The 13,953-nt window shown below is 30.8% G+C and carries 14 protein-coding genes; 8 read left to right on the forward strand and 6 right to left on the reverse strand.

Annotated elements, in window-relative coordinates; all coding sequences use genetic code 11:
- Nucleotides 1-220 precede the first annotated feature (220 nt).
- Together ilvC and K4897_RS05275 are read left to right on the forward strand one after the other, a co-directional pair.
- A complete protein-coding gene (gene ilvC / locus K4897_RS05270; RefSeq protein ID WP_019265112.1) occupies nucleotides 221-1,213 on the forward strand; it encodes a ketol-acid reductoisomerase in 993 nt (330 codons plus the stop codon).
- Nucleotides 1,214-1,276: 63 nt separating this feature from the next.
- Nucleotides 1,277-2,281: a methanogenesis marker 12 protein gene (locus K4897_RS05275; RefSeq protein WP_019268005.1), complete on the forward strand. Its 1,005-nt coding sequence runs from the start codon at nucleotides 1,277-1,279 to the stop codon at nucleotides 2,279-2,281.
- Here K4897_RS05275 and K4897_RS05280 read toward each other — a convergent pair whose 3' ends face one another.
- Nucleotides 2,282-2,479 (reverse strand): LSM domain-containing protein, encoded by a 198-nt coding sequence (locus K4897_RS05280; RefSeq protein WP_019265110.1) that lies wholly within the window; start codon nucleotides 2,477-2,479, stop codon nucleotides 2,282-2,284. It lies immediately after the preceding gene.
- Between the two features lie 110 nt (nucleotides 2,480-2,589).
- Between K4897_RS05280 and K4897_RS05285 the strand changes: the two genes are divergently transcribed.
- Nucleotides 2,590-2,733: a hypothetical protein gene (locus K4897_RS05285; protein WP_004032715.1), complete on the forward strand. Its 144-nt coding sequence runs from the start codon at nucleotides 2,590-2,592 to the stop codon at nucleotides 2,731-2,733.
- Nucleotide 2,734: 1 nt separating this feature from the next.
- Here K4897_RS05285 and surE read toward each other — a convergent pair whose 3' ends face one another.
- Entirely contained in the window at nucleotides 2,735-3,511 is a 777-nt protein-coding gene (surE, locus tag K4897_RS05290) for a 5'/3'-nucleotidase SurE (RefSeq protein ID WP_019265109.1), read from the reverse strand.
- 122 nt (nucleotides 3,512-3,633) lie between these two features.
- On the opposite strand from surE, the gene K4897_RS05295 reads away from it, so the two are divergent.
- Nucleotides 3,634-4,542, forward strand: a complete 909-nt coding sequence (locus K4897_RS05295) for a restriction endonuclease (protein ID WP_250415673.1) — start codon at nucleotides 3,634-3,636, stop codon at nucleotides 4,540-4,542.
- On the opposite strand, the gene K4897_RS05300 is transcribed toward K4897_RS05295, so the two are convergent.
- Nucleotides 4,528-5,619, reverse strand: coding sequence for an oligosaccharide repeat unit polymerase family protein (locus K4897_RS05300; protein WP_250415674.1), 1,092 nt, complete (start codon nucleotides 5,617-5,619; stop codon nucleotides 4,528-4,530). The genes K4897_RS05295 and K4897_RS05300 overlap by 15 nt on opposite strands.
- Before the next feature lie 4 nt (nucleotides 5,620-5,623).
- A complete protein-coding gene (cfbB, locus tag K4897_RS05305; protein WP_250415675.1) occupies nucleotides 5,624-6,979 on the reverse strand; it encodes a Ni-sirohydrochlorin a,c-diamide synthase in 1,356 nt (451 codons plus the stop codon).
- A gap of 101 nt (nucleotides 6,980-7,080) precedes the next feature.
- Between cfbB and K4897_RS05310 the strand changes: the two genes are divergently transcribed.
- The 3 genes from K4897_RS05310 to K4897_RS05320 all read left to right on the forward strand — a co-directional run bounded on the left by K4897_RS05310 (nucleotide 7,081) and on the right by K4897_RS05320 (nucleotide 10,878).
- Nucleotides 7,081-8,907: a threonine--tRNA ligase gene (locus K4897_RS05310; protein WP_250415676.1), complete on the forward strand. Its 1,827-nt coding sequence runs from the start codon at nucleotides 7,081-7,083 to the stop codon at nucleotides 8,905-8,907.
- A gap of 414 nt (nucleotides 8,908-9,321) precedes the next feature.
- Nucleotides 9,322-10,548 (forward strand): bifunctional 5,6,7,8-tetrahydromethanopterin hydro-lyase/3-hexulose-6-phosphate synthase, encoded by a 1,227-nt coding sequence (locus K4897_RS05315; protein ID WP_019265104.1) that lies wholly within the window; start codon nucleotides 9,322-9,324, stop codon nucleotides 10,546-10,548.
- A 51-nt stretch (nucleotides 10,549-10,599) separates the two neighbouring features.
- A complete protein-coding gene (locus K4897_RS05320) occupies nucleotides 10,600-10,878 on the forward strand; it encodes a zinc ribbon domain-containing protein (RefSeq protein WP_019265103.1) in 279 nt (92 codons plus the stop codon).
- Here the strand turns inward: K4897_RS05320 and K4897_RS05325 are convergent.
- A complete protein-coding gene (locus K4897_RS05325) occupies nucleotides 10,875-11,660 on the reverse strand; it encodes a phosphoserine phosphatase (RefSeq protein ID WP_019265102.1) in 786 nt (261 codons plus the stop codon). The two genes, K4897_RS05320 and K4897_RS05325, sit on opposite strands and share 4 nt — an antisense overlap.
- Before the next feature lie 39 nt (nucleotides 11,661-11,699).
- Complete coding sequence (locus K4897_RS05330; RefSeq protein WP_080564949.1) at nucleotides 11,700-13,199, reverse strand: MFS transporter; 1,500 nt, start codon at nucleotides 13,197-13,199, stop codon at nucleotides 11,700-11,702.
- Nucleotides 13,200-13,324: 125 nt separating this feature from the next.
- On the opposite strand from K4897_RS05330, the gene K4897_RS05335 reads away from it, so the two are divergent.
- Nucleotides 13,325-13,912: a flavodoxin family protein gene (locus K4897_RS05335; protein WP_250415677.1), complete on the forward strand. Its 588-nt coding sequence runs from the start codon at nucleotides 13,325-13,327 to the stop codon at nucleotides 13,910-13,912.
- The last annotated feature ends 41 nt before the right edge of the window (nucleotides 13,913-13,953 follow it).

A 13,953-nucleotide genomic window follows, 5' to 3' on the forward strand; every position in this document is an offset into this window, starting at 1 on the left:
TATTTTAACCAGTTAAAATTACTTTTAATTGGAATATTGTTCTTATACTTTAAAATTAACCTGATTGGGAAATATTGATGTTAAATCAATAAGTTTTCTATAAAATAATAATTTTTCTTAACATTAGTTACTTTTATAAGTAGAAAAAATAATATATACTATTTGATATTTGAAGTACTTTAAATATCTCACATTTATCAATTATATAGGAGAAGTTAAAATGAAAATGTATTACGAATCAGATGTAAATACTGATGCTCTTGAAGGTAAAACCGTAGCTGTAATGGGTTATGGAAGCCAAGGTAGAGCACAATCTAGAAACATGGCTGACAGTGGTGTCAATGTTATTGTTGGACTTAGGGAAAATGGTAATTCCTGGAATTTAGCTAAAGAAGATGGTATGACTGTAAAATCCTTCTCTGATGCAGCTAAAGAAGCAGATATCATCCACATTTTACTTCCTGATGAAATTCAAGAAAAAATCTACAATGAACAAATTGCACCTTATGTTGAAGCTGGAAATACCATTTCCTTCTCTCACGGATACAACATTCACTTTGGTTTAATCAAACCTGATGAAGATGTTAACATTGTAATGTTTGCTCCTAAAGGACCAGGTTCTAGAGTAAGAACTACTTACTTAGACGGTTTTGGAATTCCTGGATTAGTAGCTATTGAACAAGATGCTACTGGTGATGCATTACAACTTGCATTAGGTATGGCAAAAGCTTGTGGTTTCACTAAAGCTGGTGTAATTGAAACTACTTTTAAAGAAGAAACTGAAACTGATTTATTTGGTGAACAAGCTGTTTTATGTGGTGGACTTACTGCATTAATTAACGCTGGTTTCCAAACTTTAGTGGAAGCTGGTTACCAACCTGAAATTGCTTACTTTGAAACCTGTCACGAAGTAAAACTTATTGTTGACGATATTTATGAACATGGTTTCGGCGGAATGTGGAAAGATGTAAGTAATACTGCAGAATATGGTGGATTAACCAGAAGGGACTATGTCATAACTGAAGAAACTAAAAAAGGTATGAAAAAAGTTTTATCTGAAATTCAAGACGGTACTTTCAAAAAACAATTTGCTGATGAAAATGCAACTGATGCAGCAAACTTAAAAGAAATGAGAGCTGCTGAAGACCAAGAAACTATTGAAGTTGTTGGGGAAAGACTCAGAAAAGCTTGCGGATTACAAAAAGATGATTAAATAATTTAATCATTATTCTCTTTTTTCTCTTTTTTTTATAATTATTTTTTGGATGCAATTATTATGGTTTTTATAGGAATGGATCATGGAACTACTGGAATCTCTTTTTGTATTATGTCTGATGATGGTGAAGTTGTAGATGTTTTTAAAATTGGAAGGGAAGAAAGTAAACAGGGCAAAGTATCAGCTATTGAGGAATTATCTAAAAGAGTTGATTTGGAGTCTATTGATTTAATGGCAGTTACTTATGCAATGGGGGATGGAATAAATAAGATTCAAAACATTGATCAGGTAAAAAATAGGGGAATTTTATCTATTAACGGGGCTGGAAAGGTCACTGGCGGAGGAACCTCTGTTTTTAGTGAAATAGAAGACTCAAATATTCCTGCGGTCATGATACCTGGCCTTCATAAAGATTCTGATTCATTGGATAAATTATTTAGAGCAGCTTACTCTCATCAGGCCAGTCCAGAGAAAGTTAGCATATGCTATAATGCTTTTTTAGAAACTGGTTGGAAAAATATGATTGTAGCAGATATCAGTTCCAATAGTGTAGATATTTTAATTGAAAACGGTAAAATTAAAGGGGCTATGGATGCCTGTTTAGGTGCTATGGGTATTGTCCATGGGCCAATTGATTTGGAAATGATAAGACAAATTGATGAGGAAGATTTTTCAGCAAATAATCGTTTTTCACATGCGGGAGCTATAAAAATAGCTGATATTGACGGTAAAGTAGCTAATATAAAAGATCAGTTATTAAATAATTATGAATCTGGAGATGAAAAAGCTAAATTAGCTATTGATACTTTAATAATGACTGTAGCTATGGAAATTGCAGGATTGGATGTTGTTTGTGAAAATGAAATTGAAGGTATTGTTTTAACAGGTTCTGTAGGTAGTGCAACCAAACCTTTTAATTTTGAAAATGAGATTAACAAGTATTTTAAAAATAAGTATTCTTTAAAAGTTATTTCTAAAGAATCTGGAGCTATTGGTGCAGCACAAATAGCTATGGATGTTTATAATGGTAAAAAAGAGATTTTGGGGATTTTAGTAGATTATTAGCTAGTCTTTTAAACTAACTAAAACTACATTTCCACCTTTTATAGTTTCTAATCCGTTTTCAGTTTCAAGGACTAGATTTAAGTAATTATCAACAGCTATTACTTTTCCTTCACTGTGATTATCGTCTCTAAGATCTACACTAACATTTTTACCTTTAAACTGTAAAAATAATTTATTAATTTCTTCATTGTTGTTCATTAAATCAACCCTTGATTTTTATAGTATAATATTAATTTTTTAGCTTTATATAAGTTATGCAGTGCCTTGTTAAAAAAGTTCATATACTTAATTGTTACATAAAATAAATTATGGCAATTAATTTATTAGAACAAAATTTAGAAGCAATTACACAAACCTTAGCCAGATTGCAAAAAGAAGGCTGTAATGACGAGAAAATTTTAAATGAACTTCGTGAAGAAAGAGATAAAATACTTAAAGATTTAAAACTTTAAGCTATTTTAACCATTCTTTTATTAAATCCATATCTCCAGTTAAATCAATTGTAAGTGGGGTTATGGTTGCTTTATTTAGTTTTTTAAGGCAGTGACCATCTGTACCTTCACAATCTGAATTGTAAGGGTCTCCACCAATCCAATAATAAGGTTTTCCACGTGGGTCCAATCTTCTTTGAATTATTGGGGTGTACATTCTATTTCCAAGTTTTGCAACTTCAAATTCTTCATCTACCGGATTTTCAGGTATATTTACATTTAATAAGTCAATACCTTCAGGCAATCCTTTTTTCAATACTATTTTTACAAGTTTTTTAAGCATTTTACCTGCAAAACTAAAATCAATATCTACGGTTCCATTTTCAAATTTAATATAATCTCTTGTAACTTCTTGAGAAATAGCTATTGAGGGTATTCCAAAACTTGCAGCTTCAAGTGCTGCACCTATTGTTCCAGAAGTTGTTAATTCAGCTTTTCCAATATTGAAACCGGTATTTATTCCAGAAATCATTATATCCGGTTTTTCTCCCATAATTTCAAATAATCCAAAGGTAACTGCATCAGTTGGTGTTCCAGTTACTCCATAAGCTTGGCTTTTATCTCTTAAAGTTGTTGGATTTATTCTTAAAGGATCATAAAGAGTTATTGCATGTCCAATTCCACTTTGTTGGGTTTCAGGAGCTACTACATAAACATCACATAAATCTTCAATTGCATTTTTAGCAGCTAATATTCCTGTGGCATTTACTCCATCATCGTTACTTATTAATGCTTTCATATATTTTAATAATATTTTGGTACTTAAAATAATTTATGCTGATATGATAAACTTTAATAACAATTTAATGTATAAAATATATTAGTAAATTTTTTTTGAAATAAACACTTACGGGTGGAAAATTGGAAAAACCACAATTGATTAATTTTATAGCTAAAGTGATGGAGGATTCAGGTTTTAAAGTTTATAAGAATTTTAAAACTTCACAAAGGGTTATAGATATTTATGCAATTTTACCTACAACAATCGGGGATTTTGGTGTAGTTGTAGCATGTAAAAACTATGATAAAAATTTTGAAGTCGGTGTTGATGTATTAAGAGAGATGGAAAGCGTAGCTGAAAGTTTAAAAGCTTCTAAAGTAGCTATTATTGCATCATCTAGTTTCACCAATCAAGCTACTAATTATGCTCTTAGAAAAAATATTAAACTTGTTGATAGGGACGACTTAGTTGAATTAGCTAAAAAATATCAAGATAAAACCGAAACTCAATCAACTTTGGATGTTGAAAAAGAAGAGGAAGTAGTTAACGAAGATTATTACGATTATTCGTATGATTCAGATGACATGGATTATTTAATGAGAAAACAGGACGAAAAAGAATTTATTTATAATAATTCAAATTCTTTGTATCCTCATGATAATTCCCATCATTCTCATAGATTATTATCTAAATTTGGTGGGCATAATGAGTCTCAACAAAGAGCAAGTTTAGCTCCTGTAAACTCTTATTATTATGATTCTAAACCAAGAATGAATTTTAATATTGGTGAAACAGTATCTAAAATCTTAGCTAATCCTATTGCAGTTATACTTTTAGTTGTAATTGTTTCTTATGCATTATCCTATCTATTAGGCAGTGTTTTAAAAGCTGGTGGTGGAATAGGTGGCTTAGTCGAAATGCTTGTTGCATTAGTCATGTCCTATGGATTGACTTATTTCTTTTCAGAAAGAAACAGATATTTCATCATTAGAGGAACTGTCATATTCTTTATTTCATTAATTATATTGATTATATTAATTTTTATTTAATTTAATATTTTTATAATTTAAAATAATTAAAATAAATCCTAATAAATACAAGAACCATATCATAATATCTGTAGGGCCTGTTTCAATCCATATTAGGGTATGTGCTAAAATTATGGAATAAATTCCAATTCCAATTTCTTTTTTATATTTTCCAACTATATTGACGACTTTTAAGAATACTCCCATGAAGAACATCTGTATTAAAACACCTATCAATCCGAAATCAAGATATGCAGGTCCAAACATAGTTGAAGTTATGCAGACATTATCTGTAAGAACATACTGCCCGATAAAAGTTCTTGGACTGCCGCTTGAAAAGATCATTGATAAAATATGACCATGGGTAGTGCCCCCTAGGTTTAAAATTCTTTGAAATACTTCCAGGGTAAATCCTGCTCTGTAAAATATTAATTCAAGAGGATTTAACATCCAGTGCTGGCCAGAAATAGACTGTGATGCAATATAACCAATAGCCAGCAAACCAATTACAATCAATCCTACAAATAAAATTCCTATTTTTCTATTTATTTTATTAATATAATACATTGTAATAAATACACTAGCTAAAATTCCAAGTACTGATGTTCTATATCCATTTAATCCAAAAATTAAAGCTCCAATTAAAACCAAAATCAGATATCTCTTTTTATAATATTTTGCTATTAGTAGATTTATCATAATTAAAAATAATGGATAAGCTATTCTCCAGATGTTTGTAGTTGCATTGGATTTCAATACGCTGTTAAAAAGTGGGATTCCTCCAATAAGAATCATATTTATTGATTGAAGTATAATAGCTATTAAAACAAGTGCAATTAATATTTTTCTGTTAAAAAAATCATTTATTTTCGCATATATTGGAGATGATGCTGTTTCATCTATTGTAACTTTGAATTTTACAATTCCCGCTCCAATTAAAAATACCAGTGTTGTAAGTAGAACGGTTCCGATGGTTTCTAAACTTAAGGGATATTCGAATCTGTAATTAAATGATCCAATATATCCCATTGATAAAAACACTATTATTGCAGCTGCTACAATATATGGTGAAAAAAAGTCAAAGTTTTTAAAGTTCATGAAATTATCCTCCAACTTCTCTTGCAGAAATTGCCAGATTCCCTCCAAAATTAGGCATAGCTGCTACATGTGTATGAACATAGCTTGCAAGTGTGTTTTTTTCTATAAATCCGTCCTGATTGTTATATGAACCTTTTCCTCTTAAAATATTAAAAGCTAAATTGTGTTTTATATTGGAAGAGTCTACTAAAACTTTTGAGTAATGGAATTCATGTCCGTTAAATTTTTCACCTTTTTTGGAGATTATATTATCTTCCTTTACTTCTGCTACTGTATATTTTAAGGCCTGAACTTTATCAGTTAAAATGGCATTATATGGATAAATTCCAACCTGTTTGTCTCCATGAATAGAATTCATAAGATACATCAAACCGCCACATTCAGCAAAAATAGGTCTGTTTTCCATATGGAACTGTTTTATCTGTTTCAGCAGATTTGTATTTTCGCAAAGCTCTTTAGAAAATAATTCAGGATAGCCTCCTCCAATGTATAATCCGTCTACATCAGGTAATGATTCATCTTTCAGAGGTGAAAAATATTCTATTTTGCAGCTGTTGGCTTCCAGAGATTCAATATTTTCTTTATAATAAAAATTAAATACTTCATCGTAAGCCACTCCAATTTTAACTTTCTGTTTATTTAGTTTATTCCAGATATCTTCTCTTGGTGAAGTTAATTTAGGAGCTTCTTTAGCTATTTCAACTAATCTGTCTAAATCAATAGATTTTTTTATTATATCTGACCAGAGTTCAATAAAAGACAGGGAATTATCTCTTTCAACTGCAGGAACTAATCCTAAATGCCTCTGTTCAATGGATATTGCATCATCACGGACAATTCCTCCAATTACCTCAATGCCTGTAATTTCTTCAATGGATCTTTTAGTTTTTAAGTAATGGGCGTTGTTTTTTACTTTATTTAATATAACTCCGGCAATATTAATTTCTGGGTCTAAAGCTTTAAATCCTAAAACTAAAGCAGCAGCACTTTTCACTAAACTTCTGGAATTAATAATTAAAATAACAGGAGCATTTAAAGATTTAGCTATTGATGCAGTACTTCCAATATCATTTATGGAATCAATACCTTCATAAAGTCCACGGACTCCTTCAATAATTGCAATATCTTTTTTTTCCATAGCTTTTAAGAAAGCATCTCTTACCTGGCCTTCTTTCATAAAAAATGAATCAAGATTTCTTGAGGTATTTCCAGTAGCTAATGTGTGATAAGTCGGATCAATATAGTCTGGCCCTACTTTAAATGGCTGGACATTATATTCTTCGCTTAATGCTTTCATAATTCCAGTAGCTATTGTTGTTTTTCCAACTGCACTACCAGTTCCTGCTAATATAATTCTCATAATATTATTTTATGGATTGTTGTTGTATAATTATTTATCGCATAACATGTTTTAAATAAGATAATCAATATATTTTAAATTAATATATTTATGGTGGTTAAATGAGAATACTACTTATTCATTCTGATTATTTAAATTACAATGTAAAAAATAAGACACCTGTAGCTGAAGAAATCGAAGATGCTAAAAAACAAGGAGCATTTGATGAATCTTTAGTTGTATTTACAGCTGTTGAAAAAGACGACGAAAATAACCCACAAGGGATTGTTAAAAATTTAGTTAAAGAAGTTATTAAAACTAATGACCAAGTTAAAGCAGAAAACATAGTTTTATATCCATATGCTCATTTATCTTCTTCTTTAAGCTCTCCAAAAGTAGCTGTTCAAGTATTGAAAGATGCTGAAGAAGCTTTGGTTGGCGAAGGATTAAATGTTAAAAGAGTACCCTTCGGATGGTATAAAGCATTTGAAATCTCCTGTAAAGGACATCCGTTAAGTGAACTTTCAAGAACTATTACTGCTGAAGAGGAAGACGAAGAGGAAGTAGAGAAAAAACCTTCTTCATGGTCTATTCTTGACGGAGATAAACTCATTGATATTGATGATTTTAAATTTGAAAATGATCAGTTAGAAAAACTTGTTAGCTATGAACTTGGTACCGGAGCATCTGATGCAGGTGAACCTCCTCATGTTAAATTAATGAGAGAAAAAGAGTTATGTGACTATGAAAGTGCATCTGATGTAGGAAACCTTAAATGGTTCCCAAAAGGACGTTTAGTTCGTGATTTACTTGCTGATTATGTTTATAATTTAGTTGTAGAACAAGGAGCAATGCCTATTGAAACTCCGATTTTCTATGATTTGGATAATGAAGCTATTAATGTTCATGCAGCTAAATTTGGAGAAAGACAATACAGAACAGACACTAAGAAAAACTTAATGCTTAGATTTGCATGCTGTTTTGGTGCATTTAGAGTAATGGCTGACCCATTTATTACATGGAAAAATTTACCAGCAAAACTCTATGAATTATCTACTTACAGTTTCCGTTTTGAGAAAAAAGGAGAAGTTGTAGGTCTTAAAAGATTAAGGGCATTTACCATGCCGGATTTCCATAGTTTCTGTGCTGATATGGATAGTACCTTAGAAGAATTCTCAAAACAAACGGATATGTGTATTCAGACTGGTTTGGATTTAGATGTTAATTATGAAATAATTTTCAGAGCTACTAAAGACTTCTATGATGAAAATAAAGATTGGATGTACAGTATTGGTAAAAAAATAGGTAAACCTGTTTTACTTGAAATTTTACCTGAAAGAAAACATTACTGGTCCTGTAAAATTGACTTTGCAGCTATTGACTACTTGGGAAGGCCAATTGAAAATCCGACAGTTCAGATAGATGTTGAAAGCGGTAAAAGATTTGACATTACCTATCTTGGAGAAGACGGAAAAGAACATTATCCAACTATTCTTCACTGCAGTCCAACTGGAAGTATAGAAAGGGTTATCTGCAGTTTACTTGAAAAAACAGCTATTGAAATAGATGAAAAAGCTCCAATGTTACCTACCTGGTTAAGTCCGATTGAAGTAAGAATCATAACTGTTGGTGAAGATCACAAAGACTTTGCTAATGAATTATATGATAAAATCAATGCTGAAAATATTCGTGTTGATGTAGATGACAGAGATGAAAGTGTCGGTAAAAAAATAAGGAATGCAGCTACTGAATGGATTCCTTACATATTTGTTGTTGGAGACAATGAAAAAGAATCTGGCGTATTTTCTGTAACAGTTCGTGAAACCGGTGAAAAAGTTGACATGACTGTTGATGAGTTAATTAAAGAGGTTCTTGATAAAACTAAAGGAATGCCTTACAGAGGTCTACCTTTACCAAAAGATATCTCAACAAGGATTAATTTCCAATAAACCTTCTTTTTTGAAGGTTTTTAATCTTCTTTTTTTGAAAATAATTCTTTTAATCTCTCTTTTTAGTGTAAACTAATTAAAATATATTTTATAGATATGTGGGGGGGATAAAATCCACATATCTGTTTATTTAAGTGATGTGTTTTGAATATATGGAGGTTTGATAATACATTCACGACTAAGTTTTTGAAATATGTTTTAATCACATATTCCAGATTATACTCTGTAAAGACTTGTATATATTTTTTATCTTTTTTTAAGCTTTAATTATATGTTATAATGTTATTATTGTATTTTAAATCAAAATTTACACTTTTAAATCAATATTATCATAATCTGTTTTTTAGTAGTTAGCTTTATTTAATTAAAAAAATATAATTATATACTGTATATAATATACGGAGGAACTATTTAATGTACAATATAGGAGAAGCTCTCATTGGTGATGGAAACGAGTTAGCTCATATTGATTTAATAATCGGTGAAAAAGAAGGACCTGTAGGTCAAGCTTTTGCAAATGGATTATCAAATTTATCTGTTGGCCACACTCCATTAACCACTGTAATTAGACCAAACTTAATGACTAAACCAGCAACTTTAATTATTCCTAAAGTTACTGTTGGAGATTTAGATGATGCTGCTAAAGTATTCGGACCTGCACAAACTGCTGTCGGTAGAGCAGTAGCTGATGCAGTAGAAGAAGGATACATTCCAAAAGATATTGTTGAAGATATCGTAATTAATGTAAGTGTATTCATTGACCCTGCTGCAAAAAATTATAGGAAAATATATCAGTACAACTATGGAGCAACTAAATTAGCTATTAGAAGAGCTATGGAAGGTTATCCATCTATTGACAAAGTACTTGCAGAAAAAGACCGTGGAACTCACCCAATTATGGGCTTCAGAGTACAAAAACTTTGGTCTCCACCATATTTACAAGTTGCACTTGATTTAGACAACTTAGATGCTATGGAAAGAATCATTAATGATTTACCGGACAAAGAAAGAGTTCTTATTGAAGCTGGAACTCCACTTGTTAAAAAATTCGGTGTTGGTGTTGTTGGAAAAATTAGAGAATTACGTCCAAGTGCATTTATTATAGCTGACTTAAAAACTTTAGATGTTGGTAGGGTAGAAATAAAAATGGCTGCAGATGAAACAGCAGATGCAGTAGCTATTTCTGGTCTTGGAACTATTGAATCTATTAAGAAAGCTATTCATGAAACTCAAAAACAAGGTATTTACTCAATTCTTGATATGATGAATGTATCTGACTTTGAAGAAAAATTATCTGCTCTTCCAGATGATTTAAAACCAGATATAGTTTTATTACACAGAAATGTGGATTTAGAAACTTACAAAGCTGAAAAAGGTGAAGATACCAGTGAAATGACTGAATGGGGTAATATCAAATCCATTAAAAAACTCATTGGTGATGGTTTAGTTGCAGTAGCTGGAGGAATCACTCCTAATAAAGTGGAAGAAGCTACTTCAAAAGGTGCAGATATTATTATTGCAGGTAGATACATTATTGGTTCTAGAGATGTAAGAAGAGCTGCTGAAGACTTCTTAGCACATTTCCCACAAGATCCAGATAGTATGAGACTTGCACTTGACGAAGACGAACAAGTAAATTAAATCTTTTTGATTTAATTTATTTTACTTTTTTTTAAAAAAGGAGATTATAATATGGGATTTTGTAATTCTTGTGGTAGGCCAATTGTAAAAGCAGATTACGGCACTAACGCAGATGGTAGTTTAAATGATGAATATTGTAAAGATTGTTTTCAAAATGGGGAATTTACAGAACCAGATATAACTCTTGAAGAAATGATTATAAGAAAAACAAAAGAAATGATGGAAAAAAATCCTAGATTACCTGAAAACCAGGCTACAGGTATTACTGTTGGATTTATACCAGGTTTAAAAAGATGGTGTCCCGAAGAATATTGGGACGATAAATTTTAGTCTGTTTTTAAAATAAATTCTTTAATTCTATTAGCTATATACTCATCATGACTTTTATTTGATTTGAGGAAGTAATTTTCTTCTTCTAATTCATTATATTTATCAACTAATTCGTTGTATTCATCATACATACTTTTAAGTTCTTTTTCTAGCTTTTCATTACTCTCAAAAATGTTTGCATAGCTGGTTTTGGTATTAAGTGTATCCTGTTTTAAAGTAGTATATTTATTGCTTATTCTTTCATAGCTGTCTTTAATACTTTTGTTTTCTTCTTTTATGTAGGAGCATTTGTCTTTAAGGTTTTTGTTTTCTTCTTTTATGCTTGTGAATTTGGTTTTAATATTTTCAGTTTCCTGCTTGATATTTACGAACTTGGTTTTAATGTTTTCATTTTCTTCAATTAATTTAGAATGCTTGTCTTTTAAACTTTCTAATTTTGAAGATTCATTTTCAAGAGTAGCTGATAACTGTTCTTTTTCCTGTTTAAGTAGATTAATTTCATTTTCAAATGCTTCAACATCTACTTTTGGGGTGGTTTCTATTTGGTTGGTGTATAGATAATTAGCTATTTCAAGTGCACTAACTTTATCTTCCAGGTTTTCAAACTCTTTAACTTCACTTTGAGGAATAATTAAAACTTCTTCTTGATCTTCGTATATGTCATCATGTTTAGGTATTGTGATTTGTATCTGTTTTGTTGTGTATTTTTTCTTTTCACCATTTTTAAGAGTCCTGTTGTATTCTCTAGAATATTTTTTTACAATACCTTTTCCAGTTTTCATATTTTATTCCTCAATATTTTAACATTATAATTTTGTAGTTTAGTTATTATATCTTTTTCTAATTTTCTCATCGTTTAATGTTAATGTTAGACATAATCCGACTGTTAGCAGGATTGCCGTAACATCCATTACAAGTTTCATTGCATCTTTTAATATGGTATCTACAATTTTTTCAGTTAAGCTGTGTTCGTGTTTTAATTCTGTTGTGTTTACATGCCCTAATTTTTCAAGATATTTTCCACTATGGTGAGTAAGATTGTTGCTGTCTAGATAATCTGGCGCATAAGTATCTACTGCATCATGTAATCCGCTAAATGCTCCAATTATAAGAATACAACCGATTATAGCAGTACCCATTGATGAACCTAGTGTCTGGCTTGTTGTAATAAGTCCTGATGCTGTACTTTGCTTTTCTTCAGGAGTAGTATTAAGTGAAATGTCCACACCTAGGGAAATGACAAATCCTAAACCTAATCCAAAGACAGTTAATCCCGGAGCTATGTCTATAAAGTGAGTATTTAATCCAAATTGGTATTTGAGTAAAAATGTTGATCCGATAGCTAATATAAATCCTATAATCATTATGATTTTATGGTTGAATTTCATAGCTAATTTTGGAGCAAGTATGGAAGTTACTAAAAGTCCAAATGTAGCCGGAAGTAAAGTTAATCCGGTTCTGAATGCACTTAAATGCAATACACTTTGTAAAAATACAGATACTGCAAATAATGCTCCTCCTAATGATAAATTAGTTATTAAACGTATTCCCATTCCTGTTTTTAAATTATGGTTTTTAAGTAAACTGATATCTACTAAAGGTATTTTTCCTTTTTTCTTTTGTTTATTTTCGAATATTCCAAAGGCTACAAGTAAAATAACTGACAATGAAATTAAAATCAGTGTTGTTAGGTGGTGGTGTTTTAAACATAATATTCCTAAAACAAGGCTTATCAATCCGCTTACACATAAAATAGCTCCGATTATGTCGAAATCACTTTTATTGAGGTGAGGTTTAAAGTTTTTAATTTTATATGAGAATAAAAATATGAACACAACTATTAACAGTTCAAGTATGAATCCAACTCTCCAGCTCAAAAATGTAGTTACAACTCCTCCAAATAATGGTCCTATAGCTGCAGCTATTCCTGCAATTGCACTGCTGATTGCAAGGGCAAAGGTACGTTTGTCATCTTTGTATGTTCCGCTGATAATGGAGATTGTAGCAGGAGTCATTAATGCTCCCCCTAATCCCTCAAGCAGAGACCATCCAATAAATAAAGTAATTGCATTTTGACTTACAGATGCGATTAATGCACCGATTCCATAAATTAGCGCACCTGCTAAAAATATTTTCTTTTTTCCAACGATGTCTTGTAATTTAGATCCAACAAGCATCAGTGAAGCGGTAATTAAAGTATAAAAACAGATAATTAATTGTATTGTGCTTAATGAAGTATTCAGGTCTATAACCAGCTGTGAAATACTTACATTCATGAAAGTCGAGTCCAGAGTTATTATAAATGAAGCTAATGCCACCAGTATAAGTGGGAGTCATGTTGTTTTATCTTTTGTAATATTTCTCACCAAATTTAATTTAATTATTTTTAAATTTGTTTAAACTATTTAAAGTATTTAATTATAAACATTTAGCTGAGGCTGATTAAATGAAAGTTTTTGGTATTTGTGGAAGCCCTAGAAACAGTACAACATATTATGTTTTAAAAGAAGCATTAAATAAATTAGAGGACAATAGATTTGAAACATATCTGTTTAGTTGTTCTGGAAAGAATATTGGACCTTGTATGCATTGTGATTATTGTTTGGAACACAAAAAATGTATTAATAATGATGATATGCTGGAGGTATATGAAAAACTTCAGCAATGTGACGGACTGATACTGGCTACTCCGGTTCAAAGCGGAGGCATAAGCAGTAATCTGTCAGCTATTATGGACAGAACACGTGCTCTGGAAGCTGTTGATTATAATATTTTAAGAGGTAAAATTGGAATGAGCATAGCTGTTGGCGGAGACAGAACTGGCGGTCAGGATTTTGCCCATTTAAAAAATATAACTTATTTCATGATACATGGAATAATTCCGGTAAGTGGAGGTCCTTTCGGATCTAATTTAGGAGCTTCTTTCTGGTCTAGGGATTCTCTTGAAGATATAAAAAAAGATGATTACGGATTTGAATCATTAAACAGAACATTAGTGGAATTTGAAAAATTTTTAAAAAAATATATTGATTAAGTTATTGCAATGAGTATATTTATATAGTAAAATTAATTTAT

The organism is Methanobrevibacter sp. TLL-48-HuF1, from assembly GCF_023617305.1.
Lineage (GTDB): Archaea > Methanobacteriota > Methanobacteria > Methanobacteriales > Methanobacteriaceae > Methanocatella > Methanocatella intestini.

Excerpts from the sequence above, each read along its gene's own strand:
- ilvC (WP_019265112.1), top strand. The coding sequence starts at position 221 with ATGAAAATGTATTACGAATCAGATGTAAATACTGATGCTCTTGAAGGT.
- K4897_RS05275 (WP_019268005.1), top strand. The coding sequence starts at position 1,277 with ATGGTTTTTATAGGAATGGATCATGGAACTACTGGAATCTCTTTTTGT.
- K4897_RS05280 (WP_019265110.1), bottom strand. The coding sequence starts at position 2,479 with ATGAACAACAATGAAGAAATTAATAAATTATTTTTACAGTTTAAAGGT.
- K4897_RS05285 (WP_004032715.1), top strand. The coding sequence starts at position 2,590 with ATGGCAATTAATTTATTAGAACAAAATTTAGAAGCAATTACACAAACC.
- surE (WP_019265109.1), bottom strand. The coding sequence starts at position 3,511 with ATGAAAGCATTAATAAGTAACGATGATGGAGTAAATGCCACAGGAATA.
- K4897_RS05300 (WP_250415674.1), bottom strand. The coding sequence starts at position 5,619 with ATGAACTTTAAAAACTTTGACTTTTTTTCACCATATATTGTAGCAGCT.
- cfbB (WP_250415675.1), bottom strand. The coding sequence starts at position 6,979 with ATGAGAATTATATTAGCAGGAACTGGTAGTGCAGTTGGAAAAACAACA.
- K4897_RS05310 (WP_250415676.1), top strand. The coding sequence starts at position 7,081 with ATGAGAATACTACTTATTCATTCTGATTATTTAAATTACAATGTAAAA.
- K4897_RS05315 (WP_019265104.1), top strand. The coding sequence starts at position 9,322 with ATGTACAATATAGGAGAAGCTCTCATTGGTGATGGAAACGAGTTAGCT.
- K4897_RS05320 (WP_019265103.1), top strand. The coding sequence starts at position 10,600 with ATGGGATTTTGTAATTCTTGTGGTAGGCCAATTGTAAAAGCAGATTAC.
- K4897_RS05325 (WP_019265102.1), bottom strand. The coding sequence starts at position 11,660 with ATGAAAACTGGAAAAGGTATTGTAAAAAAATATTCTAGAGAATACAAC.
- K4897_RS05335 (WP_250415677.1), top strand. The coding sequence starts at position 13,325 with ATGAAAGTTTTTGGTATTTGTGGAAGCCCTAGAAACAGTACAACATAT.